General features: G+C 70.1%; 22 protein-coding genes. 16 read left to right on the forward strand and 6 right to left on the reverse strand.

What is annotated here, in order from left to right; all coding sequences use genetic code 11:
- Positions 1-25 precede the first annotated feature (25 nt).
- Positions 26-760: a hypothetical protein gene (locus tag ACLJWH_RS19195; RefSeq protein WP_411142932.1), complete on the forward strand. Its 735-nt coding sequence runs from the start codon at positions 26-28 to the stop codon at positions 758-760.
- 4 nt (positions 761-764) lie between these two features.
- Here ACLJWH_RS19195 and ACLJWH_RS19200 read toward each other — a convergent pair whose 3' ends face one another.
- From ACLJWH_RS19200 to ACLJWH_RS19215, 4 genes are all read right to left on the reverse strand, one after another.
- Complete coding sequence (locus ACLJWH_RS19200; RefSeq protein ID WP_411142933.1) at positions 765-1,139, reverse strand: DUF4333 domain-containing protein; 375 nt, start codon at positions 1,137-1,139, stop codon at positions 765-767.
- Positions 1,140-1,144: 5 nt separating this feature from the next.
- Positions 1,145-1,786 carry a hypothetical protein gene (locus ACLJWH_RS19205; protein ID WP_411142934.1) on the reverse strand — a complete coding sequence of 214 codons (642 nt, stop codon included), beginning with the start codon at positions 1,784-1,786 and terminating at the stop codon, positions 1,145-1,147.
- A gap of 288 nt (positions 1,787-2,074) precedes the next feature.
- Positions 2,075-2,542 carry a GNAT family N-acetyltransferase gene (locus ACLJWH_RS19210; protein ID WP_411142935.1) on the reverse strand — a complete coding sequence of 156 codons (468 nt, stop codon included), beginning with the start codon at positions 2,540-2,542 and terminating at the stop codon, positions 2,075-2,077.
- Positions 2,543-2,646: 104 nt separating this feature from the next.
- Complete coding sequence (locus tag ACLJWH_RS19215; RefSeq protein WP_411142936.1) at positions 2,647-4,149, reverse strand: PLP-dependent aminotransferase family protein; 1,503 nt, start codon at positions 4,147-4,149, stop codon at positions 2,647-2,649.
- Between ACLJWH_RS19215 and ACLJWH_RS19220 the strand changes: the two genes are divergently transcribed.
- Together ACLJWH_RS19220 and ACLJWH_RS19225 are read left to right on the forward strand one after the other, a co-directional pair.
- On the forward strand, positions 4,148-5,185 hold the full coding sequence (locus ACLJWH_RS19220; RefSeq protein ID WP_411142937.1) for a DMT family transporter: 1,038 nt from the start codon (positions 4,148-4,150) through the stop codon (positions 5,183-5,185). The two genes, ACLJWH_RS19215 and ACLJWH_RS19220, sit on opposite strands and share 2 nt — an antisense overlap.
- A gap of 267 nt (positions 5,186-5,452) precedes the next feature.
- Positions 5,453-5,662 carry a DUF1918 domain-containing protein gene (locus ACLJWH_RS19225; RefSeq protein WP_411142938.1) on the forward strand — a complete coding sequence of 70 codons (210 nt, stop codon included), beginning with the start codon at positions 5,453-5,455 and terminating at the stop codon, positions 5,660-5,662.
- Positions 5,663-5,741: 79 nt separating this feature from the next.
- Here ACLJWH_RS19225 and ACLJWH_RS19230 read toward each other — a convergent pair whose 3' ends face one another.
- The gene (locus tag ACLJWH_RS19230; RefSeq protein WP_411142939.1) at positions 5,742-7,022 is read right to left on the reverse strand and encodes a glycoside hydrolase family 10 protein; all 1,281 of its coding nucleotides are present in this window, start codon (positions 7,020-7,022) and stop codon (positions 5,742-5,744) included.
- Positions 7,023-7,191: 169 nt separating this feature from the next.
- On the opposite strand from ACLJWH_RS19230, the gene ACLJWH_RS19235 reads away from it, so the two are divergent.
- Positions 7,192-8,049, forward strand: a complete 858-nt coding sequence (locus tag ACLJWH_RS19235) for a 3-hydroxybutyryl-CoA dehydrogenase (protein ID WP_052853458.1) — start codon at positions 7,192-7,194, stop codon at positions 8,047-8,049.
- Between the two features lie 567 nt (positions 8,050-8,616).
- Here the strand turns inward: ACLJWH_RS19235 and ACLJWH_RS19240 are convergent.
- Positions 8,617-9,153 (reverse strand): hypothetical protein, encoded by a 537-nt coding sequence (locus ACLJWH_RS19240; protein WP_411142940.1) that lies wholly within the window; start codon positions 9,151-9,153, stop codon positions 8,617-8,619.
- A 103-nt stretch (positions 9,154-9,256) separates the two neighbouring features.
- Between ACLJWH_RS19240 and ACLJWH_RS19245 the strand changes: the two genes are divergently transcribed.
- The 12 genes from ACLJWH_RS19245 (at position 9,257) to ACLJWH_RS19300 (ending at position 24,767) form a co-directional block, all read left to right on the forward strand.
- A complete protein-coding gene (locus tag ACLJWH_RS19245; RefSeq protein ID WP_411142941.1) occupies positions 9,257-9,535 on the forward strand; it encodes a hypothetical protein in 279 nt (92 codons plus the stop codon).
- A 768-nt stretch (positions 9,536-10,303) separates the two neighbouring features.
- Positions 10,304-10,480 carry a hypothetical protein gene (locus ACLJWH_RS19250; protein WP_411142942.1) on the forward strand — a complete coding sequence of 59 codons (177 nt, stop codon included), beginning with the start codon at positions 10,304-10,306 and terminating at the stop codon, positions 10,478-10,480.
- A 608-nt stretch (positions 10,481-11,088) separates the two neighbouring features.
- A complete protein-coding gene (gene eccD / locus ACLJWH_RS19255; RefSeq protein WP_411142943.1) occupies positions 11,089-12,444 on the forward strand; it encodes a type VII secretion integral membrane protein EccD in 1,356 nt (451 codons plus the stop codon).
- 421 nt (positions 12,445-12,865) lie between these two features.
- Positions 12,866-13,747, forward strand: a complete 882-nt coding sequence (locus ACLJWH_RS19260) for a MinD/ParA family protein (protein ID WP_411142944.1) — start codon at positions 12,866-12,868, stop codon at positions 13,745-13,747.
- Positions 13,748-13,813: 66 nt separating this feature from the next.
- Complete coding sequence (gene eccCa, locus ACLJWH_RS19265; protein ID WP_411142945.1) at positions 13,814-17,788, forward strand: type VII secretion protein EccCa; 3,975 nt, start codon at positions 13,814-13,816, stop codon at positions 17,786-17,788.
- Positions 17,789-17,874: 86 nt separating this feature from the next.
- Positions 17,875-19,293, forward strand: coding sequence for a DUF6177 family protein (locus ACLJWH_RS19270; protein WP_411142946.1), 1,419 nt, complete (start codon positions 17,875-17,877; stop codon positions 19,291-19,293).
- A gap of 193 nt (positions 19,294-19,486) precedes the next feature.
- Complete coding sequence (locus tag ACLJWH_RS19275; RefSeq protein ID WP_366334191.1) at positions 19,487-19,819, forward strand: hypothetical protein; 333 nt, start codon at positions 19,487-19,489, stop codon at positions 19,817-19,819.
- 53 nt (positions 19,820-19,872) lie between these two features.
- The gene (locus tag ACLJWH_RS19280; RefSeq protein ID WP_411142947.1) at positions 19,873-20,184 is read left to right on the forward strand and encodes a pore-forming ESAT-6 family protein; all 312 of its coding nucleotides are present in this window, start codon (positions 19,873-19,875) and stop codon (positions 20,182-20,184) included.
- Positions 20,185-20,311: 127 nt separating this feature from the next.
- Positions 20,312-20,764 (forward strand): DUF6507 family protein, encoded by a 453-nt coding sequence (locus ACLJWH_RS19285; protein ID WP_411142948.1) that lies wholly within the window; start codon positions 20,312-20,314, stop codon positions 20,762-20,764.
- Positions 20,761-23,220 carry a hypothetical protein gene (locus ACLJWH_RS19290; RefSeq protein ID WP_411142949.1) on the forward strand — a complete coding sequence of 820 codons (2,460 nt, stop codon included), beginning with the start codon at positions 20,761-20,763 and terminating at the stop codon, positions 23,218-23,220. The genes ACLJWH_RS19285 and ACLJWH_RS19290 overlap by 4 nt, the downstream gene beginning before the upstream one ends.
- Positions 23,186-23,854, forward strand: coding sequence for a pentapeptide repeat-containing protein (locus ACLJWH_RS19295; protein ID WP_411142950.1), 669 nt, complete (start codon positions 23,186-23,188; stop codon positions 23,852-23,854). The genes ACLJWH_RS19290 and ACLJWH_RS19295 overlap by 35 nt, the downstream gene beginning before the upstream one ends.
- A 490-nt stretch (positions 23,855-24,344) precedes the next feature.
- On the forward strand, positions 24,345-24,767 hold the full coding sequence (locus tag ACLJWH_RS19300; protein ID WP_411142951.1) for an immunity 49 family protein: 423 nt from the start codon (positions 24,345-24,347) through the stop codon (positions 24,765-24,767).
- Positions 24,768-24,795 lie beyond the last annotated feature (28 nt).

Below are 24,795 nucleotides of genomic sequence, written 5' to 3' on the forward strand. Positions count from 1 at the left end.
CGCTCCGCGCTGGCACCCTCACCGCATGATCGAATCACTGCTGCCGCCGGACGCCGCGGAACGTGACCGGTGGGTGCGTACCGCTGCCCGTAACAACGCGGGCTGGTGCGAGGCGGTCTGCCGGGCGCACGGCACACCGGGCGCCGTCGCGGACGGGATATGGGCCAGTCCGCGCCGCACGCCGCCGCTCTACCCCGACGCCGTCACGCTGACCCCGGACGCCGTGCCCGCGGAGCTGTCGGCCCGGATCGACACCGCCTCGCCCGGCTGCTCGGTCAAGGACAGCTTCGCCTGCCTGGATCTGTCCGGCGCGGGCTTCGAGGTGCTGTTCGAGGCGGAGTGGATCTACCGGCCGGCCACCCTCGCGGCGCCGGCCCCGGTGGACGGCGTCCGCTGGGATGTCGTACGGGACGCCGACGGACTGGCCGCCTGGGCCGCGGCGTGGGGCGCGGACGGGAACGGGCCGTTCCGGAGTGAACTGCTCGCCGACGCGGGGACGTTCTTCCTGCGCGGACGGGACGGTGACGCGGTCGTCGCGGGAGCGGTCGCCAGCCGGAGCGAGTCCGTGGTGGGGCTGTCCAACGTGTTCGCGGCGGACGGCGAGGCGCGTGCCGCCTGGGCCGGTGTGCTCGCCGCCGTCGCCGAGCGGTGGCCGGGGCTGCCGGTCGTCGGGTACGAATCCGGCGACGATCTGGCGGCGGCAGTGGGCGAGGGGTGTCTGCCCATCGGGCCGTTGCGGGTGTGGTGGCAGGCCGGCTGACAGCTCAGCGGCGCTCGGTCAGCCGCCGGTAGGTGACCTTGTTGTGCCGGACATGGGTGACCTCGACGGTCAGCTGACGTTCCAGGCCGGTGGGGAAGTGCGCCGTGCAGCGCACCACGGTGTACGGCACGGGCCGCAGATCGCCGGCGCAGCGCACCCGGTCGGGCCCGTTGCGCAGGGGCAGGCTGAGCTGGCCGCTGACGGTGCGGGCGATCTCGGCGCGCGGAATGGTGTGCGTGCCGCCGTCGACCACTCCGGTGGCCTCCCGGGGCATCAGCCGGACGGCCGCGTAGACGACAACGCCGGTCACCAGCAGGGCGGTTGTCAGTCCGATGGCGACCGCGCGCCACAGGCGGCCGGGGCTGATGCCGGTGCTCACCGGGGTCAGCCCCGGCCGTTGCGGATACGCCGGCGGTAGAGCACGGCTCCCCAGCCGGCGGTACCGGCCAGCAACGCGGCGCCGAGCACCGTGACGGCCGTGCTCGCGCCGGAACCGCCGCCGAGGCCGGTCTCCGAGCCACCGCGGGGAACCGCCTCGACGGCCTCGCCCTCCCGGCCGCCCGCCTTGCCCGTCCGGTGCGCCGCGCCCGCCCTGCCGGGCTCGCCGGAGACCGTCAAGGTCCCGGTGATCTTCCTCTGCTGTCCGACGTCCTTGCCGCCGCCGCAGCGGAGGGTGACGGTGTACGAGCCGGGTCCGGTGGACTCCGGCACGGTGCCGGTGCCGCCGACCTGGTTCCGCAGCGGGGACAGTGCCAGCTTCGGGATCTCCGCGCCGTCGAAGACCGCCTCACCGGTCTCGCCGGGGCAGTTGCCGCCGTCGAGGACGGTGAAGCTTCCGCCGGGCGCCACCGGATCGGGCCGGACGGTCACCGCATGCGCGTCGCCCGAGGCATCCGCACCACGGTCACCTGCGCTCGTACCGGCGCTCACCGCGGCACCGGCACACAGCAGCGTGCAGGCCGCCGCCAGGGCGCCGGTCACGGAGGCGGCTCGGGAGGCGTGGCGAAGGGCGCGGCGTAGGGACATACCCCGAGCGAAGCGCCCGGCCTCCTCGCGCGCACCTCGGTGGTACGCCGCACCTTGGGCCAACTGCCTGGCCGGGCACCTCGCGCGACGACTCTCCCCGCAGGTCACACGGTTGCGCGCGCCCCGTACCGCGGACGGGCCCGGCTGGGCTTTCCGGGTACCTGCTGGGCCTTCCGGGGGGCGGGGTCCGGCCGGTCCCCCTACGGGCGGACGTCCGGCAGCGGCGGACCGGCGCCCGCCCGCCGGCCGACGGGCGTTCCCACCCATGTCCCGCCCGCGCCCCGCCGGTCAGCTACCGCACGGCCCGGGATCCATCGGTCCGGGATCGATCAGCCCCAGGGTCATCCACTGGTCGGGGGCCGCCAGGGCGCGGAAGCCGATCTTCTCGTAGACGCCGTGTGCGTCCTTGGTCGCGAGGTTGATGCGGGCCAGACCGCAGGGGGTGAGGTGCTCGGCGACGGCCTCGACCAGGGCGGTGCCCAGTCCCTTGCCGCGGTCGTCCCGGCCGATGTAGACGTCGCAGAGCCAGGCGAAGGTGGCCTGGTCGGTGACCACCCGGGCATACCCGGCCTGGCGTCCCGAACCCGCCTCGTACAGACCGAAGTTGAGCGAGCCCGCGACCGCTCGGTCGTGCTGCTCCCGGGGGCGGTCCAGGGCCCAGTAGGCGTCGGTGGACAGCCAGTGGTGGACCAGGTCCGTGTCCAGGCGGGCCCGGTCGGTGGAGATCTCGTAGCCGTCGAGGGCGTGTGCGTTCATGCCGGGAGATTCGCAGACGCGCGGGCCGGCGTCGAACCGATTGCCGAAGACGGGCCGGGCCGCCGCGAGTCCGGCCGGCCGCGCATGGGGTCCGGGCGACCGGCTCACCCCGCGGCGATGCGCAGTTCGTCGCAGGCGGTGCGCAGCCGGCGGACGCCTTCCACGAGTTCGGCGGTGCCGGCCGCGGAGGCGAAGCTCAGCCGCAGGTGCGGTGCCGGTGGCTCGGCGGGGAAGTAGGGGCGGCCGGCCGCGACCGCGACGCCCGCGTGCAGCGCCGCACCGGTCAGCGCCGCCTCGTCCGTACCGTCCGGCAGGCGCAGCCAGAGGTGATAGCCGCCCTGCGGGACGTACAGCGCGCCGCCCGCCGCCCGGCCGCGGCCGGGCACCGCCCCCGGGCCGGGTGTGGTGAACGCGGGCAGCCACTGGTGCAGCGCCGTGACCATCGCTTCCCTGCGGGCCGTCAACTCCCTTGCGATCAGGCGCAGATGGCGGGCCCAGGCGGGCGATCCGACGAGTTCCAGGGCGGCTTCCTGGAGGGGCTTCGACACGAAGAAGCCGTCCACGACCTGGATGGCGCGCAGCCTGTCGAGGACCGGTCCGCGGGCGGCCAGGGCGCCCACCCGCAGGCTGGGCGAGGCGGCCTTGGTGAGCGAGCAGACATGGACGACCGTGCCGTCCGGATCGTCCGCGCTCAGGGTCGGCGGGAGCGCGGGCGTGTCGTCGTGGACCAGCCGCCGGGCGAAGTCGTCCTCCAGCACGAACGCCCCGGCCGCACGGGTCACCCGCAGCACCTCGCGCCGCCGCTCCCCGGCGAGCCGGGTGCCCGTCGGGTTCTGGAAGAGCGGCTGGCAGATGAACAGCCGCGCGCCGCTGGCCCGGAAGGCATCGGCGAGCAGATCGGTGCGTACGCCGCCGGCGTCCATCGGCACGGGCACCAGCCGCAGCCCGGAGGCGCGGGCGGCGGCGAGCATGCCCGGGTAGGTCGGCGATTCGACCAGCACCGGCGCGCCGGGCGGGGCCAGCGCGCGCAGGGCGGCGGTCAGCGCGCTCTGCCCGCCCGCGGTGACCAGGACGTCGCTGGCGGCGAGCGTCCCGCCCGGCCCGCCGATCTCCCGGGCGAACCAGGCCCGCAGTTCGGGGACGCCTTCGACCGGGGGCCGCCCCCAGGCGCCGGGCCGCCGGCCGGCCCGTGCGAGCGCGGCGGCGAGGGCGCGTTCGGGCTGGAGAGTGGGGTGCAGATAGCCACCGTTGAGCTCGATGACGCCGGGGGCCGGTGCGGCGAGGGTGGCCAGCACCCCCGACGCGTCCACACTGCGCGGCACCTGGTCGCCGGCCGGTTCGGCGCTCAGGGCGATCTCCTGCCAGGACGTGTCGGCCGGCCGCGGTGTCCCGGTGCGCGGCGCGGCCCGGAAGGCCCCGGCGCCGGGCCGGGTGACGACCAGGCCCTCGGCGACCAGTTCGGCCAGCGCCCGGGAGACGGTCACCGGGCTCACCCGGTGCCGCTCGACAAGGGCACGACTCGACGGCAGTTTCTCGCCGGGAGAGTAGCGGTTCAGCTCGGTACGGAGGATGGCGGCCAGTCCCGCCCCACTGCTACGCTCATGCATGAGAGACAACGATAGCGCTACCACCTCGGCCGCGATAGCAGTGAGCGGCGGGCCCGAGAGCGGGACGGCGAGCGGACCGCCGTGGCCCGCCGGCGTCGGGGGTGGCCCGGACCCCGGTCCGGCGGGCACCGCGGACCACGCCCCGGCGGACGCCCCGGCCGGGGCCACCCGCTCCCCGTCCGCCTCTCGCGGCACCGCGCTCGCCGCGCTCGGCGTCGCGGCCTTCTCGCTCACCTTTCCCACCACTGCCTGGGCGCTGGAGGGCATGGGCCCGTGGACGGTGGTGATGCTGCGCCTCGTGCTGGCGGCCACGATCGCTGGCGGCGCGCTCGCCGTGTGCCGGGTCCGGCCACCCGAACGGCGCCACTGGGCGGGGCTCGCGGTCGTAGCCGGCGGCGTGGTCCTCGGCTTCCCGCTGCTGACCACCCTCGCGCTGCGGACCTCCACCACCTCGCACGCGGCGGTCGTGGTCGGGCTGCTGCCGCTGACCACCGCCGCCTTCGGCGCCCTGCGGACCGGGACGCGGCCCTCCCGCACCTTCTGGTTCGCCTCGCTGGCCGGTGCCGCCGTCGTCATCGGCTTCGCGGTGCAGCAGAGCGGCGGGGCGCCGAGCACCGGTGATCTCCTCCTGTTCGCGGCGCTGCTGGTGTGCGCGGCGGGCTACACCGAGGGCGGGCGGCTGGCCCGCGAGATGCCGGGCTGGCAGGTGATCGGCTGGGCTCTGGTGCTCGCGCTGCCGGTCGCGGTGGTGGGTTCGGTGGCCGCGCTGGCCACCGAGCCGCTGCATCTGACGGCGCACGCGGTCGGCGGGCTGCTCTGGCTGGCGATCGGTTCGCAGTTCCTGGGCATGGTCGTCTGGTACCGCGGTATGGCCGACATCGGTGTCGCCAAGGCGAGTCAAATACAGCTCGCCCAGCCGCTGTTGACGATGGTGTGGGCCGTGCTGCTGCTCGGCGAGCACTTGCCGCCGACCGCCGCGGCGGCGGCGCTCGCGGTGCTGGTGTGCATCGCGGTCACCCAGCGGACGCGCGGCTGACGGAACGAGCGGGGAACGGGGCGGGGAACGCGGCGGGGCGGACGGAGCGTCCGGACCGGGTGCGGAACGGGGACGGGACGGACCGGGCGGGCGAGGCCCGGGATGTGTGCCCGGGGCAACAGGCCCGCTCGGACGTAAAATTGCGGCGACGGCAGGTACCGCCGTCCGGACCGCCCCCGGTCCGTAACCCTTGGCCGTTCAACCAGCTCGGCCGTCGCTTCGTCGGCCCCCGGTCGTACGGCCGCCAGAGGCGAAGGGACACCCCTGATGAAAGCGAGCACGGGCGACCGTCTGGTGGTGCACGGCAGGATCGTCGGGCAGCACGACCACGTCGTCGAGATCATCGAGGTGCTGGGGACGAACGGCACTCCGCCGTACCGCATCCGCGCCGAGGACGGACATGAAGCGATCATGTCGCCCGGCCCCGATTCGGTCGTTCAGCACAAGACGGCGGCCGACGTCCACCCCACCCGCTGACCCGGCCCCCGCCGCCGGCGGTCACCACCCGCCGTCGGCGGGCGCGGGGACGCATCGGCCTGCACCCGGGCCCCGGACTTCACTCCGACGGCCGCGCCGGGCCGCCGTAGTGGTCGCTGACGACCCGCGCCAGCGCGCCCACCCGGTCCTCGGCCACATCCGTCGCGGCGAAGTAGACATGACCGCCGACCTCTGGGCAGCCGTGGGCGAAGGTGAGGTGGCGGGAGAGTTCGGCCGGGTCCTGCCAGGCGGCCGGCTGCGCCGGATCGCCCGCCTTGTACAGGGCCTCGCCGATGTAGAGGTCCACACCGGTGCCCGCCACGGTCCGCGACCACCAGGGCACCAGTTCGGCGTAGTCGGCGGCCGGGAAGCCGATGTTCCAGTACACCTGCGGCACGATGTAGTCGAGCCAGCCCTCGCGCACCCACCGCCGGGTGTCGGCGTACAGATCGTCGTAGGTCTGCACCCCCGCCCGGGTGGCGGAGCCCGCCGGGTCGGTCGCGCGATTGCGCCAGACGGCGAACGGGCTGACGCCGAACCGCACCCGGCGCCCCGCCCGGCGCCCGGCCTCGGCGGTCCGGTGTGACATCTCCCGTACCAGCCGGTCGATGTTGTTCCGCCGCCAGTCGGCGCGGTCCGGGAAGCCCGCGCCGTGCGCCGCGTACGCCGCGTCGTCGTCGAAGGTCCGGCCCGCGACCGGGTACGGATAGAAGTAGTCGTCGAAGTGGATCCCGTCGACGGCGTAGCGGCGTACCGCGTCCAGCATCGCGTCCTGCACGAAGCGGCGGACCTCCGGCAGTCCCGGGTTGTAGTAGAGCTTCCCGCCGTACGGCAGCGCCCAGCCGGGGTGCCGCCGCGCCGGATGGCCGGGCACCAGCCGGCCCGGATCGGTGTGGTTGGCCACGCGGTACGGATTGCACCAGGCGTGCAGCTCCAGCCCGCGCCGGTGCGCCTCGCGGACCGCGAAGCCCAGCGGGTCCCAGCCCGGGTCGCGGCCCTGCTGCCCGGTCAGGCACTCCGCCCACGGTTCGTAACGGGAGGGCCACAGGGCGTCCGCGGTGGGCCGCACCTGGAAGAGCACCGCGTTCAGCCGGTGCGCGACGGCGGTGTCGAGGCGCGCCAGCAGTTCGGCCTGCTGTGCGGCGGGCGGCAGGCCCGGCCGGGAGGGCCAGTCCAGGTTGGCCACCGTCGCCAGCCACATACCGCGGAAGTCACGGCGCGGCCGGCCCCCGTGGCCGGCCGGTGCCCTCTCCTCGGCCGCCGCCTCACCCGCGGCGGCCACCGCCTCGCCCGCGGCGAGCAGTGCCGAGGCCGCGCCCAGCGCCGTCGCCGCGAACCCTCTTCGTGTGATCCCTCGCATGGAAAGCCCCCAGCTTGTCCGGTTCATCCCGTCCTGGCGCGTCCTATCGGCTCAGCATGCCCGCCCCGGCCCCCGGTGCACAGGACCGTGCCGGGTAACGTCGGGAGGGAGGCGGACGCCGCACCCTTACGGCCGACCGCCGGTCCTGAAGATCAGCGAAAGGCACGAGGTGACGGACATCGAACGCGTCGGAGTGGTCGGCTGTGGCCAGATGGGCGCAGGCATCGCCGAGGTGTGCGCCCGCGCCGGGCTGAACGTCATGGTCGCGGAGACCACCGGCGAGGCCCTGGAACTGGGGCGCACCCGTTTGACCAACTCCCTCGGCAAAGCAGCCGAGCGCGGCAAGATCACTGCCGCGGAGCGCGACGCGACACTCGGCCGTCTCAGCTTCACCACCGACCTCGGGGAGTTCGCCGACCGCGACCTCGTCATCGAGGCCGTGGTGGAGAGCGAGCAGGTCAAGACCGAGATCTTCCAGGTCCTCGACCAAGTGGTGACCCGGCCGGACGCGATCCTGGCGTCCAACACCTCGTCGATCCCGCTGGTGAAGCTGGCGGTCGCGACCTCCCGCCCCGACCAGGTCATCGGCATCCACTTCTTCAACCCGGCACCGGTGCAGAAGCTCGTCGAGCTGATCCCCGCCCTGACCACCGGCGAGGACACCGTCAAGCGCGCCGAGGCGCTGGTGCAGGACGTCCTGGGCAAGCACGCGATCCACGCCCAGGACCGCTCGGGCTTCGTCGTGAACGCCCTGCTCATCCCGTATCTGCTCTCCGCGATCCGGATGTTCGAGTCCGGGATGGCCAGCCGGGAGGACATCGACAACGGCATGGAACTGGGCTGCGCCCACCCGATGGGCCCCCTCAAGCTGTCCGACCTGATCGGCCTGGACACCGTGGCCTCGGTCGCCGCCTCGATGTACGAGGAGTACAAGGAGCCCCTGTACGCCGCTCCCCCGCTGCTCCAGCGGATGGTGGACGCGGGGCGGCTGGGGCGGAAGAGCGGGTCGGGGTTCTACTCGTACTAGAAAATCCGGCAACGCCCGCCAACTGGCGCTGCTTCAGGGGGAGTTCACCCGGAGCAGCGCCATGCTGGGAGACCACACTCGGGCGGCTCACACTGCCCCGCAGGCCCCCGGTCACTGAGCCCTACCCAGTCGGCACAACCTCCACCGGCAGCGCAGCCCGACGAGCGTCATGGGCTGGCAGAAAACTGCCCCCGACCTGGGATTTTATGCCTTCAGAGCCGTCGGGGCCTTTCCCGCTCACTCAGCGAAAAATCCCTGGAAAGTCCTTGGGACAGAGCTGAAAATCCCTGGCCGGGAGCGTCCCGGCCTGTGTCACGATCCCTGCATCGGTGCATGCGATGGACGATGGCAACAGTTCGGCCGCCCCCTGGAGACACCCTCGGCGGGCACGGTGCCTGGACCGAACTGGCACGCCCTCCAAGCGGCTGAGTACCGAACTGATGATGACGGGTGGCTTCGACCTCACACGCGGTCGAAATCGCCACAAGGGGCCGCCCTGCGACACGTCTCACACCGGCACGCTGGTGCCAGCAGCAGTCAGCCGGCTTCTGCGGCGCCTTCTGCTCGTCAACGCTGTGGGCGGCGGAACCAGTCGCCGGACTGACGCGGGGAGAGCGTTGCCACGATGGCGATGCCGAGGCCCAGCTGAACGATCCCGGCCGGTAGACCACGCCCCAAGGCGCCGAGACCGAAAAGAATCATGAACGATGCGAAGACGATCGCCGTGACCTTCGCCCCGCTACCGGACCTGGCGAAGCACAGCGCACAGATGAAGACGCCGATGACCGGTATCGCGGAACCCAATGCAGCACCTGCCCCCGCAGGACCCGCCATCACCCCGGCGAGCGCCGTTCCGAGCGCGGCGAACCCTGCGGCGACGTATGCCAACACCCGCGCGGCGCGCACCGATCCCGGCATGGGCGGCTGAGCCACGGGATACGGCTGGTAGGGACCCCGGTAGTACGGCGGCGTTACCTGCTGCGGGTTGGGCGGCGCGTTCCAGCCAGGCTGATTCTGATACGACATGCCCAGCAAAATACGCTGTGAGCGGGAACGCTTCGTATCCAGGCTGGCTGCGTGACGGCAGGCGCAGAAGTGCGCCATGCTGCGGGACACCTCAGAGTGACGGCTGGTGTGTGACCGCCGAAGGTGGAGGGTTCATCGGCCATGGCCAATACGGCGGGCGACTGAGGCGAAGAGCGAGGAAATGGCGCGAGATTACGACAGTCAGTTGCTGGAGTCGGTGGCGGTGCGCCGACGCAGGATTCGGGATGCCCTGCTGTTCGGTGGGCAGCGGGGGCGGCGCACGGCGGACGAGCGGTTGGGGAAGGCGTTCGCGGGGATCGCCATCACGGCCGTTCTCTGCGCAGGGTGCGTGGGGTGGTCGTTCCTTCAGCACACGCTGGCACAGCAGAAGGCAGAGCAGGACAAGCAGCAGCGGCAGGTGCAGCAGTACGAGCAGCCGACGCGGTCGGCGAGACCCTAGCGTTGATCGTGGCTTCGGAGGGCTGTACGGGACGATCTGATGGACCCATCCGATGATCTGTAGGCCCGCCTGCGTGAGGGTGCTGCCGTCCCACTTGGCTCGCTTGTGGTGCTGCTGTGACTTGTGTTGCGTGCTCGAACGACAGCGCGACCTGATTCTGCCCGCTCGTGTCCTTCACTGCCAGAGCGGTCTCGATCCGGGTGGCGTCGGCTCCTCGCCGTTCCTCCCAGGCGGCGTCCACTGGCCCCCTCAGCGTGGGCCCCAGCACGGACCAGTTCGCACGGCCTTCTTCGGTCTCCTGCGCCTTCAAGTAGCTCATCGTGTAGGCGGTTCGGGCTGTGTAGTACTTCTGCTGGAGCTTGAGGTAATCCTTGAAAGCTGAGTTCTCCACGGTGACTTGTTTCTTTTCCCCGGTGTCCTCATCCACCTCGTTGACGACGCGGTAGAGCAGAGCATTGGCCTCATTGATCTTCTTCGTCTCTTCCGCATCGGATTGCGTCGGATCAACGTCGGATTCGGTGACGCGCTCGTAGATGTTGTGGATGAGTTCGTCTCGGAGTGCGACGGACGGGCTCGTTGTGTGGGTCTTCACGTCGTTCGCGGGCTCGTGAGCCAAGCGGAGGGTAAGAAGATCGCTGCGATCTACACAGCCTGGCACCGCGGTTACGCGCTGACGGCCGAGGACGCGATCCTCGCTGCGGGAAACTATGACGGGGCCCCGGGGAATTCACGATCCTGAAGGCTGCGACGGGTAAGAAGATCACCGCCATGGCCATGGACGAGAGGCACACTCTCGCGCTGACAGCCGACGGCAAGCTCCTCGTCACGGGGGATGACCCGTACGGCCAAGCCTCGGGAATCCTGAAGGCGACGAAGGGCAGGACGATCACCGCCATCGCCCCCGGGGCCTCACACACTCTCGCGCTGACAGCTCCCCCGGACTGAACGGATTGCCCTTCTCTGGAGCCCGGCCGGACCTGCCCGGCATTCACCTCGCCCGCGCACGTCAGCCTGGTCGTCAAACGAGGCAACGACAGCATCACCGTCGACGCCGGAACCGCCAAGGGCTGGAAGCCGGCCGAGACACCGCAGCAGGTAGTTGTCCGCAGCGCCGTCGGGGACATCGCCACCGGCGCGGTCTACTTCGCCACGCCGGAGGACGGCCGCACCCCGCATCAACCGCGACGCCACCCAGCTCCCCGACGGCCTGACCGCCTCCATCGCCGACGACGCCAACCAGATCACCTTCCACTGAGACCCCCTCAAGTCCCGGTGACCGCATGCCGGTCCGGCGGCCGCCGAACCGGCCAGGCCGTGCCACCCCGTCGCGACCGACCGACGACGCTGCGGTCCCCAGCACTCGCCGGCCTCCGACGCTGCAGGAACCGACAGTTGGGATTCGGACAGGCTGCGCGACAATGAGGGACATACGGGAAGAGCTCCGCGCGACGTTCGAAGATGCTCTGACGTGGAACGGAGGCCAGAAGCCAACAGCGCAGGCATGTCCGATTGGCCCGAGAGTGCGTCAACCTCGCGATGGTAGGTTCCTGTGAGTGGTGAGCAGAGGAACGACTTCCCGGGGGCAGCTGAGCCGAGTGACGTTGGTCGGCGACCGGCGGCGGGCCGACGTCGTCCTGCTCGCCGATACGCCGATAGGTCAGCTGATCCCGGACGTCCTGGAGCTGCTGGACGACCGGCCCGCATCGCGGCCGGCGGCACGGCAGTTGATGACGTCCGACGGCTCTGTCCTGCCGCATGACAGCACACTGGCGTCGGCCGGGATAGCCGACGGCGCCGTGCTCCGGCTCGTCACGACGCACTCCGCGCCGCCGGCGCCCGTAGTCCACGACGTCACCGACCAGGTGGCCGACGACCTCGATCTGCGTGCCTGGCGCTGGCGTCCCGCCGCGCGCCGGGCCAGCGCGGGGCTCGCGACCGTCGCCTTCGCGGTGACCGCCGCACTGCTCGCCCGTCGCGAGTTCCCGCTCGGCGCTCTGGGTGGTGTGCTGTCGGTGGTATCGCTCGCGCTCCTGGTCGGCGGTGCGCTCGTCGCCAAGGTCGGGCGGGGGAATCGAGGTTTGGCGACCGCGCTGCTGGTCGCCTCCGGAGGGCTCGGTGTGCTCGCCGCGTGGACGGCGGCCGATGCGTACGGCTGGCCGGGCGCTGGACGGCTTGCCGCCGTTGCGGGTGCGCTGGTGGTGATGCTGGGGGCCCTTGGTTACTTCTCGCCGCTGGGCAAGGGTGGGCTCGTGGGCGCCGTGGCCACGGCCGTGATCGCTGCGGCGTGGGAGACGGCGACCGCCGTTCAGAGCGATCCGGCCCGGCTCGGCGCTGTCATGGCCGTCTTCTCCTTGGTGGTGCTTGGACTGTTGCCGCGGCTGGCCCTGATGGCGTCGGGGCTGACCGCGCTCGATGACCGCCGCTCGGCCGGGGTGTCTGTCAGTCGTCATCAGGTGGGTACCGCGTTGGCGGCGACGCACCGCGGCCTCGCCCTGGCAACGGCCGTCACCGCGGTTTCGGCGGCGGCCGCGGGCTGGCTGCTCACGCTGGCCGAGCAGCCGACGGTGTGGGCCGTGTTGTTGGCATCGCTCGTCGTCGTGGTACTGGTGTCGCGGGCGCGTGCTTTCCCGCTGGCCGCCGAGGTCGTCGCACTGTTCGTCGCCGCATCGTGCCTTGTGGTGCGTCTGGTGATGGTGTGGATGGAGCAGACGGGGGGCGGCGGGCCGCTCGCGGTGCTGTGCCTGGCCGCGGTGCTGCCGCTCGTCGTGCTGGCGGTGCAGGTGCCCGAGCACGTGCAGGTGCGGCTGCGGCGCATGGCCGATCTGGTCGAATCCGTCGGCATGGTGGGACTCTTCCCGCTCGCCTTCGGTGTGTTCGGTGTGTACGGGCAGCTGCTCCATCAGTTCTGAGTCGATGTGCAGGTGCTGCGGACGGGACAGCAGGTTGGGGTGAAGGGCAGGCATGTCGAGCGGAGACGGCTGGCAGGGGGATGTGCTGCGCGATCTGCGAGCGGGCGCGCAACAGGGGGTGCAGGGTGCGGGCGGGCAGGTGTACAGCGCCTCCGTGCCTGGCTCGGGCCTGCCTGCGGAGAGCTCTCAGGCGCCGAATGCCGTCGGTAGGGGTGACGTGCACCGGCAGGCCAGCCACCCGCCCCCGGGGCAGGAGCAGCAGGCGGACTACCAGGGTGGCCAGTCGCAGCCGTCCGGCTCCACATACCCGCACCGGCAACCACGGCAGGAGCAGTCGGCCCCGGCCCCGTACCCCCTGAACAACTCTCAACCTCACAGTGCCCCTGGCTCTCAGCCTGTGGTGGACAAGGGGGTGGCCGGCGTGGTGCGCCACAAGCCGCAGCACGGTGAGCCTTTTACGGCGCGTGCCGTACGTGCCCTACGGCGCACGCTCTTCTCGTCCGCCGCGCGCGAGGTCGCCGAGGTCACTCGCACCGCCGCGGTGCTCCAGCAGCCCGTGACGACCGGCCGGCAGATCGCCGTCACCTCCATCCGGGGCGGCTCCGGCAAGTCCACCGTCGCCGCGCTGCTCGGCACCACGTACGCGCACTACCGCCAGGACCCGGTCCTCTTCCTGGAGGCCGATCCGGCGCTCGGCTCGCTACCGATGCGGCTGGGTGCCGTGTCCCGGCGGTGGACCACCAGCGATATCGCCGGCATCGTCAAGCCGGACATGTCCCTGCTCGACGTCACCGGATATCTCGTCCAACTGCCGGACAACGCCTGGCTGCTGCCCGCGAGCCTGGGGCAGATCGGCGTGATGCTGGACAGCCGGGCGTACGAGCGGGCCGTGGTGGCGCTGCGCCGCTACTTCGGCGTCATGGTCATCGACTGCGAGACGCTGCCCGCCGAGGTCGCCCGAGTCGCGCTGGCCGCCTCCCACTGTCGCGTGCTGACTGCACCGGCCACTCCGGAGGGCGTCACCAGTACGTACTCCGTGATCCAGTGGATGCAGCAGCTGCCCCGGCAGGTGATCGCCGGCACGGTTGTCGTGCTCACCGAACTGGTACCCCACCAAGGACTCGACCTCGACGAGGCCGCCCGGCAACTCAAGTCCACCGGGGTAGGCGTCCAGATCCTGCCGTACGACCGGCACTTGGCCGCCGGCGGTCCGGTCCGCACCGAGTTCCTCGCCGCCCCGACCAGGGAAGCAGCCGCACGCATCGCCGCGGACGTCTTCCAGCTCTCCCAGCCACGCTACTGACCGGATGCCGAGCCCGGCCGTGAACCACGGACAGGGACGATGAACTGTGAATGACGGACGACGACGATGAGTACCCGACTGATCCACCGCCCGGCCCGGACCACCCGGCCCCCGGCCGCCACCGCGCCGCGCGACATCGAGGCCCCGCCCAACCTCCCCGAGGGCAAGGCAGGAAACATCGCGATGTCGCTGCTGCCCATCGCCGGTGTCATGTCGTCGGTGGTGATGATGACGGTCGTGCGCAACAGCCAGTTTGCCGGGCTCGGCGCGATCATCCTTGTTGTCACCGTCCTCGGCTCCATGGCGCTGGTCTTCTCGCAGCGCGGCAAGGCCCAACGCACCCGCCGCACCCAACGCGAGGCATACCTCGCCTACCTGGAGGACCTGCGCGAGGAGCTCTCCGCCGACGAGCGCGGGCGTCGCGAGCGCGCCGAGGTCCTCAACCCGTCGCCGCCCGCCCTCTATGACATCGTGCGCGACCCGGCGCGGCTGTGGGAGCGCCGACGCACCGACGGCGACTTCCTGCGTGTACGGGTCGGCACCGGCGAGATGCCAGTGCGCGATTTGCAGATTGCTCAGCAGGGCTCGTCGGTACTCACTCCGCCCGACCGGTTCATGCTCAACGAGGCGTCGGCGCTGATGGCCCGCTTCCGCACCGGCACCGAGCTGCCGCTGACCGTACCGCTCGACCGCGTGGGCAACATCAGCGTCATCGGCCCCCGCGAGGACTGCCTGCGCGTCGCACGGGCCCTGCTCGTCCAGGCCGCCGCGATGCACGCCCCGGACGATGTGGCGATGGCGCTCGCGGTGCCCGGCGACCGCCTCGCCGACTGGGAGTGGGCCAAGTGGCTGCCGCACCTCCTGGACGCCGAGCAGCTCGACGGCCCGGTCGCCGCCCGCCGAACAGCGCCCTCCGCTGTCCAGCTCGCCCGGCAGCTCGGCCCGGAACTGCGCCGCCGTGCTTCCTATGCGGCCGAGGTGCGCCGCGGCCTGTCCGGTAGCGACGCCCTGTCGATGACGTCCCGGCTGCTCGTCGTCGCCGACGGACACGGCCAGGACGCCGTCGACCTGCCGCGCCCCGACGAGGCGGTCGGCCTGCGCGACATGGGCATCACCGTGCTGCACCTGCTGGGGCAGCGGGTCCAGGAGCCGGGCCAGGTCGGGGTCCGGATCACCGTCGACGGCGATCAGGTGGTCATCGAGGATCTGCGCGGGCAGGAGCCGATCGGCGCCCACGGCACCGTGGACGAGGTCGGCATCGCCTTCGCCGAGGGCTTGGCCCGGATGCTGGCGCCGCTGCGCCTGTCCGCCGAATCACTCGCCGACGCACCCCTGACCGGCCCCGTCGACTTCGCCGGTCTTCTCGGCATGGACGACGTGGCACGACTCGACCTCACCCACCTGTGGGCGCCGCGCGGCGAACGTGCCTTCCTGCGCGTGCCGATCGGCGTCAACGACGCCCACGAGCCGGTGCTGTTGGACCTGAAGGAATCCTCCGAACTGGGCATGGGCCCGCACGGCCTGTGCGTCGGTGCCACCGGCTCCGGCAAGTCCGAACTCCTGCGCACCATCGTCCTCGCCCTGGTGGCCACACACCCACCCGAAGACCTCTCCCTCGTCCTCGTCGACTACAAGGGCGGTGCGACCTTCGCGCCGTTCGCAGACCTGCCGCACGTCGCCGGCGTCATCACCAACCTGGAGAACCAGGCGAGCCTGGTCGAACGCGTCCACGCATCCCTCGCCGGCGAGGTCAAACGCCGCCAGCAGGTCCTCAAGGACGCCGGCAACGTCGCCGACGTCGGCGACTACGCGACCCTGCGCGCCAGCGGCCGCCCTGACCTGGAGGCGCTGCCGCACCTGTTCGTCATCATCGACGAGTTCGGTGAACTGCTCACTGCCAAGCCGGATTTCATCGACCTGTTTCTGTCCATCGGCCGTATCGGCCGCTCGATCGGGGTGCACCTGCTGCTGTCCAGTCAACGCATCGAGGGCGGCCACCTCAAGGGCCTGGACACCTACCTGTCCTACCGGCTGGGCCTGCGCACCTTCTCCGCCGACGAGTCCCGCACCGTCCTGGACACCACAGACGCCTTCCACCTGCCACCGCTGCCCGGCTTCGGCTACCTCAAGGTCGACACCAGCCACTACGACCGCTTCAAGGCAAGCTACGTATCCGGCCCCTACCGCGGCCCCGCACAACGCCCCGAAGACGAGGACACCGGCCCCCTCGCCCTCCCGTACACGACCTTCAACACCCTTTCCACCGCAGAGAATGCGGATACCCAGGAGCCGACGATGCGGCGCCGCGAGACGGGGCCGACCGAACTGGCCATCATCGTCGAGCAGCTGACGAACTCCTCCGGTGTGGTGCGTCGCATCTGGCTGCCCCCACTGCCCGACGCGCTCACCCTCGACGCGGTCGCCGGCCCCCTGGACGTCGGCGCGCGCGGGACGCAGCTCACGTGGCGCCGCGGTCCGCTCGAAGTCCCGCTCGGCCTCCTCGACGACCCCACCAGGCAGTGGCAGGGCCAGTGGTACCTGGACCTCACCGTGGCGGGCGGCCACGCCGCCGTCATCGGCGGCCCCCAGTCCGGCAAGACCACCCTCCTACGCACCCTCGTTCTCTCCCTCGCCCTCACCCACACCCCCCAGGAAGTCGGCATTTTCGGGCTCGACCTGGTCGGTGGTGGCCTGGCGGCCCTGTCCGGCCTGCCGCACGTCGGCGGCATCGCCGGCCGCGCCGACCGCGAACGCGCCGCCCGCACCCTCGAAGAAGTCCGCACCATGCTCGCGGCCCGCGAGGACCTCTTCCGCGTACACGGCATCGACTCCCTCACCCAGCTCCGCGACCTCCACGCCGCAGGCCGACTCCCGCAGCTGGCCTCCGCCGAGATCGTGCTCGTCATAGACGGTTTCGGCGCACTGCGCGACGATTTCGAGGAGCTGGACGAGGACGTCACCGACCTCCTCAAACGCGGCGGCGGCTACGGTATCCACCTCGTCGCGGGCATGCTCCGCTGGAACGACGCCCGCATCGCCATCCAGTCGAACTTCGGCACCCGCATCGAGCTACGCCTCAACGACCCCAGCGAGTCCTGCATCGACCATAAACTGGCCGCGACCCTCTCCCCGGACGAGCCCGGCCGCATCCTCACCGACGGCAAGCTCTTCGCCCAGGTCGCAGTCCCCCGCACCGACGGCGCCGCCGACACCGCGGACCTGGGCGCCGTCCTGGAACGCACGGCCCGGACCGTCCGCGCCACCTGGAGCGGCGATGTCGCCCAACCCGTACGCGTACTGCCGCACCTCCTTCAGCCCCACCTCCTGCCAGGCCCAGCCGCCGAACCCCACCAGGTCCCCATCGGCCTGGACCAGACCGCCCTCCGACCCGTCCTGCTCGACCTCTTCGGGCACGACCAGCACCTGCTGATCCTGGGCGACAGCGAATGCGGCAAAACCAACCTCCTCAAGACCATCGCCCACGGCCTCATCAACCGCTACGGCGAAGACGAGCTGGTCTTCGCCGTCATGGACCCCAGGCGCAGCCTGCGCGGCGTTATCCCCGAAGAGTTCAACGGCGGCTACGCCTACAACGCCAAGATGTGCGCGGGACTCGCCACCGGCGTCGCCGGCGTCCTGGAGAAGCGACTGCCCGACGACACCACACGCCCCGAGGACCTCCAGCCCGGCAGCTGGGGCGGCGGCCCGCGGATCGTCGTCCTCGTCGACGACTACGACGTCCTCACCACCACCGGCCAGGAACCCCTGGCCCCCTTCCTCCCCTACATCCCCTCCGCCGTCGACATCGGCCTCCACTTCGTCCTCACCCGCCGCGTCGCAGGCGCCTCCCGCGGCCTGTACGAGCCCCTCGTCCAGAGCCTGCGCGAATCGGGCTCCTCGGCGCTCGTGATGTCAGGCGACCGCAGCGAAGGCCAGCTCTTCCCCGGCGTCTACGCCGCCCAACAGCCGGCAGGCCGAGGCGTCTTCCTCCGCAGGGGCCGCCCCAACCGCCTGATCCAAACCGCGTGCTCACCCACCTGACGAGCCGAAAACCCGCCCGCCCACGCACGCGGGCCGGGAGCAGTGGACAGCACCCATGCCACGAACGACGAAGGACCGGAAGACCCATGACCAAGGACGTCATCGCCCTCACCCAGCGCATGCCCGACCCGTGGACCGTGGTCGCCGGCCTGCTCTCCGGCGGCCCCGCCAACCTGGTGGACACAACGGGCGAGGACGCCGTCGTTCGCCTCTGCGACGCCGAGGGCCGACCTCTCGTCTCCGTCGAATCACCGCTGCTCGTCCAGGTCGAAGGCGAAGCCGAACGACTGCTCGGAGCCACCCCACCACCACTTCCCTACTGGTGGACCGAGGCCCGCGCCACCACCGGAGTCGAACACGCCGAGCAGCTCGCCGGCACCTTCGCGGCCCGACTGGCCACCCTGGCCGACGGCTCCGCCTGGCCGCCCGAGGCCGCGCGCTCCCTGGCCGTGGTGAAGACCGACGGCGTGACCATGGCGCCGACACCCGCCACCGCGCATCCCACCGTCGACGTTCTCACCGACAAGGTCGCCGTCGTCATCCAGGACCGCCCGGTGATCGCCATGACCGCCTGGCTCTCGGACGCCTTCCGCACCGCCGCCACCGCCCAGCTCGGCCTCCAGATCGTCACCCCACCAGGAACCACCCTCTCCCCGGCCGTCCGCGACAACCTCAGCAACTGGCCCTCCCGCTGGGTCATGCGCGACGAACGCGACGGCTACTACGACGGCCTGACCGGAGCCGTACTGCGCTGGCAGGACGGCATGTTCACCCCCATAACGGCGCCCGAAGCAACCGCCGACGACCCCCGGACGCCGGTGGCCGCCTCCTACCAGGACGTTTCGGCCACGGACGAGCGTCAGCTGGCGGTGACCTTCCGCACGGTCCACCCCGCCTCCGACCACCTGGAACTCGGCGGCGCACTGGAGTCGCTATGGCGCGAACTGACCGGCGAGCCCCCGGCCGGGTGGGGCACCGCCGAACCCGCCAACCTCCCCTGGTCACCACGCCACCTCACCGACCTCGCCCGCGAACGCGCACCCGAACCGACCTGGATCGTGGCGGTCGGCGGCCCTCACCGGCCCGGCCTCGCAACCGTCCGCATCAGCCGTACGAAGACGGGCGTGGAGGAACACGTCACGCTGATGTTCGGCTACGGCCCCGACGAAGAGCCGCCCGTGGAGGTTCTCCCCAAGGCCGCGGAACAGCTCGCCACCCGCCACCGCCTCCAGTCGATGCTCGTCCAGATCCGCAAGGCCCGCCGTGACCTGGCGGTACCGCCCCGCTTCGAAGGCCCAGGAGTTCCACTGGCCTTCGTCCTCGGCGCGGAGGAGGTCCGCCAGATGCCCGACGACCGCGCCCACCACACCCCGCTCTCCCAGGCACCCGTCTCCCTCGGCCCGAAGAACCGCCCCGCGCTGTACTACCCGCTCCCCGGCGACCCGTCGGACCTGTCGGGCTGGCAGGACTTCGAACGCCTGATGCGGCATCTGAAAGGCGCGTAAGACCACCTGGACGGAGTGATCCGACGCGTGGGCCTCCGGCCCGTCGCAACACCGTCCAGAACAGGCGGACGGACAGCGGCTTTGAGTCGTTGTCACACCCTCGTCATAACATCGGGATTGTGAATTGCACCGGTTACGCCTCGGTTGATAGGCATGACCATACATACGCACGTCAAGTCTGGTGGGGGAGCCGATGAAGTTCGACATGGGGGCGCAGACGCTCTCGACGCTGAGGTCGCAGTCGCAGGGGTCGAGCACGGAGCTGGGGACGTTGATCCACCAGCTCGTGCAGGCGGCCCAGCCGCTGGAGGGCAAGTTCAACGGTGCGGGTAAGGCCGCCTTCGACTCGTTCAAGACGCACGCCGACGAGATCACGGCGGAGTTGAACAGCGCGCTTTCGGCCATCGTGGGCGGCCAGTCAGGCATGGAGTCGGCCTTCGGCTCCGGCGTCCAGGAACAGGCCGACAACGCCCGGACGCAGATGTCGGCGGCCAACTTCGACGCGGCCCGCTTCTCCGGCCGCTGACCACCTGGCCGCGGCAGAAGAACTCAGACCAGATTTCCACGGGGAGGATTGTGATGGCTGCTGGCATGGACCGGCGTTCGTACGACTCGGGCGCATCGGGCGAGGCTCAGGGCAACATCCAAGCGGTGATCGCGCGCCTGGAGCAGGTGATCGCGGCCCGCGACTCGCAGGTCAAGCAGGCGATGGCGGACTTCACCGCGGACGGCGTCGCAGACGAATACCACGGCAAGGAACTGCGCTGGAACCGCGCCTCCCAGGAGGTCAAGAACATCATCCACCTGCTCAAGACGACGCTGGAGAAGAACGACGCGACCGCGCACCAGACGCTCGCGCGCGCGAAGTCCGCGGTCGACAACATCGGCTGAACCACCCCGGCGCATCGGTAGGAGAAGCAATCCTCCGGGGTGCGCCAATTCATTGCCGGGCGGGGCGGCGGCAGCGCCGCGCGGCTCACGGGGGCGGTACAGCAGAGAGGTATGCAGGGGGGCGTTCATGGCGTCGTGGGACATCCAGCCACAGGGAGTGCAAGGCCAGTTGAAGGTCGTCGGCGCGCACGCCGAGGACCTGGGGGACGTTCTGAGCACACTGCTCGCGGACTTGCGGGATGCGGCGCAGGCAGCGGGCACCGCCGTACCGGGCTCGCAGGCCATCACCGCACCACACGGGCCGGTGATGGCGAGGAGCGGAGTGCAGGGCCCCTCGGGCGCGCCCTTGTTGTCGCAGACGTCGACGGGGCCGGTCGCCGCCGCACTGTCCGAGTACGCGACGCGCCGCCAGAACGACTTCAAGGCGATGGCCGACCGTTGTCAGGCCGCTGTCCTGGGCGCGGTCAAAGCCACCAATGAGTACGTCCAGGGCGACCTGGAGGCGGCGAAGAACGCCCAGAACGCCGCCCGGGCCGTCCGCCTGGACGCATTCAAGGACGTCGGGGGGAATCAGAGATGAACAACGCACCGGTCGACCCGTCCGAGGTGCCGGTCTTCACCGGCGATCTCGACCTCCTCGAAACCAAGGTGAAGTCGCTGTCCCACAGCGGCCCCAAGGTCGAGACCGCCGGCTCGGACGTCCACACGTCCTTCGGTGGCCTGTCCGCCTACTACAGGGCGCCCGAGGCGGAGCAGCTGTTCGCGGTCACCAAGCCGGTGGCGGACAAGGCCCACGACGTCGGCCACGACATGCGCGTCATCGCCGGCGCCCTGGGCACCTACGCCAACGAGGTCCGCCCGCTGGTCAGCCAACTGACCCAACTCAAGCAGGACGCGGCCGATTTCCGTCACAAGGTCGAGGGCAGCGACGACGACTGGCGCGAAGACGGCGACCTGGTCGAGGAGAACCTGGCTCGCCGCAACAAGATCGCCGAGGTCTGGGCCTCGTTCCAGGCAGCCGAACGCGACTGCCACGCCAAGATCGTCGGCCTGGTCGGCGGCAAGTCCCTCCACGCCATCGACGCCTCCCACAAAAACGGCTACGGCTACAACGCCGAAACCCTCACAGAATCCCAGAGCCTGCCCTGGGGCGACGCGGTCGAGGAGTCCGCTCCCTGGTGGAAGGTCTGGGTCCACGCCTACGACTTCGGCAAGGGCGTCATCATCGACGGCGTGTGGGGCACGATCAAGGGCCTGGGCACCCTGTTCGGCGTCGACGGCTCGGAGGCCGCCGGCCAAGCGTGGTCCGGCCTGGCCAAACTCGCCACCGGCTCCATGTTCCTCGCCATCCTGCCGCTCGCCCCCGTGTACCTGATGACGCCGGGGCACATGCTCCCCTCCTGGATACGGGAATCGCGTACCACGATGCTGGAGGCCGGCAAGGCGTTCGTGGCCTGGGACCAATGGGAATCCAACGGCCCCCGAGCCGCCGGCGCCGTCACCTTCAATGTCATCACCGCGGTCATCACCCGCGGTGGGGGCGCCGCCGTGGAAGGCGCGGGCAAGGCCGCAGCAGCAACCAGGGCCCTGAACATCGCCGGCAAGGTAGGCCAGGCCATCGACCCCATGGCCTACGTCTTCAAAGGCGCAGGCACCGGCCTGTCGAAACTCGGCGATGTGGTGGCCCGCCTCAAGGACGCCGGCCACTTCCAGGTACCCAAGATCTCCGAAGGCGCCTTCAGCCTCCCCGAAGGCGCCGCCAGGCTGCCGGACGGCACCGTCCAACTCCCCAAGGACACCGCCATCCCAGCAGGCGCAACCAAGCTTCCCAACGGCACCATCAAGCTGCCCGAGGGCACAACCGTCCTCCCGCCCAACACCGTCAAGGACCCCTTCACCGGGAACTACACAGACGGCGCCGGCCACCTCTACAACAAGGACGGCGCCCTCCTCCAACACGCCGACAACGCACCCAAGAACAAGCCCGCCCAACCCACCACGGGTGCGGACAACCCGCGGATCGAGGCCCCAGCTCACCAGGGCCAGCCGGTCCTGGCCGGCGTCGGCGGACGAGGCGACAACGCCGCACGCGTCAGCTCGGCCACCTCCGAACCGGCTCGTGCCGGCGACAACGTGGGCCACCGGGGCGCCGGCCCCGGCGAGAACACTCCCGTGGGCCGAGCAGGTGCCCATAACACCCCAGGCGGCAATGCGGGCGGCCAAATCCCCACGGACAGCCACGCCGCAGGCGGCAGAAACACCTCCTCCACTTCGGACACCGGCGGACCGAACAACTCCACGAGCGGTGCCGGCCACCCCACCGAAAGGGGCCACACGGGCAGCGGCGGACACGGCTCTGGTGACGGGTCATCTGTCCCGCACCAGAGCGGTGGCTCAGTTCATGAGGCAGTGCCTGGATCAGGCGCTGGAGATGCACCGCATGAGCCAACACCCGGGGATATCGACTCCGATGCAGCACGAGGGAGCGAAGGGAAACAGCCTCCCTCAGGCCATGATGCCGGTCGTTCGAACGAGCCGCTTCCGGAACTGACGGCGCAGGAGCGGGCCGACCACTGGAGCCACCTCGATGTCGTGGAGCAGCGCAACCTTGACGATTTCGATCATTTGCAGCGCGACCCGGATAAGAACGGCGGGATCTCAGAGCCATCGAAGGATGAAGCCAGGGTGGGGCTGGACCTTCGAGAGCAGGACCGACTTCCTGACGACATTCAGCGCCCCACAGAAGCTGATCGCGGAGAGTTCTACTCGCCGGCTACTGGAAGGTACTACGACATCAAGGGCGTTCATTCCGACTGGCCACCGTTCAATAATGTTCGCGATAAGTCGCAGCCGTTCAGGGGTGCCTATAACCCGTCCAACAATGGAAGGTGGGTAAAGAAGCTTTCCGAGCAGATCGCCGACAAGGGGCGTATCGTTATCCTAGACGTCCGGAATGCGAATCAAGTGGCGATCAACGACATTAAGTCCATCGTCCAGAAGAATGGCTGGGAAGATGATGTCATCTGGTACCCGTAACGGCTGGGCGCCGCGCGCGCTTCCCGTCGACCCCGTTGCTGCGGAGCGCCTACAGGAATGGCTACTTGCGGCTGATGAACAAGGACTTGACGCGGTAGGCCTAGACTTCAGTGGCGCGGACATGTCGGGCGGTGACTTCCGCGAGTCGTGGTTCACTGATGCGAAACTGACCAACGTGAACCTTACAGAGGCGGACTTCTACCGTGCCGACATGCAGGGCGCCGATCTTTCCGGGGCCAATCTGGCTGGCGCCTCACTGGTGCGCGCCAATCTAGATGATGCGGTCCTGCGGGGCGCAAACCTAGATGCAGTTGATTTCGTAAAAGCATCGCTGTATGGGGTGGATGCTTCGAATGCAAGCTTCCGAGGCGCTCGGCTGATGGGATCTTCCATTCTGGATGTGAGCATCTGTGGAGCGGACCTGACGAATGCAGTGGTTCAGGAAAACTCTTTTCACGTCAGAGTTGACGATAGAACGATCCTGCACGGATTTTCGGGTTCAGTTTTCGGACCAGTCGAATTCATTGGAGAAGCGGGGGTGACTCAGGAAGTCAGCGGTATTGATCTTGAATGCTGGATCAGGGAGAGGGGTGGAAATGTGAACGTTATCTCGAGAAAACCCCATGAGGGCTGAAATACAAGACGTACACATACGCCGAATGTGACGCATTCAGGGGAACCTAAATTTGAAGACCCGGCCGCAAGAGGGCAAATAGGTACACAAATTCCCCATCACGACTTCCGCACGGACAATGCGGCGGAGGCCATGGCACCTGTCGTCACCATGGCCCAGGAAGTGCTTGACGAGCTTGCGACTTCGGAGTTCGACCGCTTCGACGCGTTGGACTGCACGCTGACCAATGCGAAGTGGCACTGCCTGGTGGATCCCGAAGCATCGGAGTTCCCGACCTGGGAGACATGGGTCACGGCCATGCAGGTCGGTTCCGCACTGTTCATCTCAGGCACGGCGGCTGAAGGTGCCGTGCCGGATCGGGTCCGAAGGCGAGGTGACGAACCTTCCCGCTACGGGACCTCAGGATTACCTGCACGCGGGAGCCTGGATCTCCTCCTTCTGCCTGGCAGTGATCTGCCGCGAGAACGGTCGCCTCAACTAGCTGGCCCAGGTGCCCATCTCTTTCCTCCGAGAATCCGGCGCAGAGTTCGACGAGTACATCTACACATGGGCGGAAATCCTCCGGAACGCCTGGTTCCGCCGACCGGAGACTTGGGGCACCCTGACCACCGCGATCAGCAGCACCGCCCCCGAGGCCGCACAGATCGCCAGCAAAGACCTGATGCTGAAGGTCCTTTATCCGCCCCTTGAACTCTTCCATCGCTACCAGCGCCAGGAAACCGAGCAATTCAACGCGGCCCTGGTCGACGCTCTCACCTGGCACAAGGAGTACTGGACCGCGAACGAGGCACGTTCGCTGAGTAGCGAGGGCCTAAGAGGAGCTAACAGAATGTCGTGTGGGGGCATGTCGTCTGGGGTGGTGGCTCGTTGGGCTTGTCATGGGGAAGGGGCCGCCGTGGTTGGTGTCGGATGACTTGTGGGGGCGGGTTGAGCCGTTGCTG

Origin of the sequence: Streptomyces sp. x-80 (assembly GCF_046549095.1) — a bacterium.
GTDB classification, from domain to species: Bacteria; Actinomycetota; Actinomycetes; order Streptomycetales; family Streptomycetaceae; genus Streptomyces; species Streptomyces celluloflavus.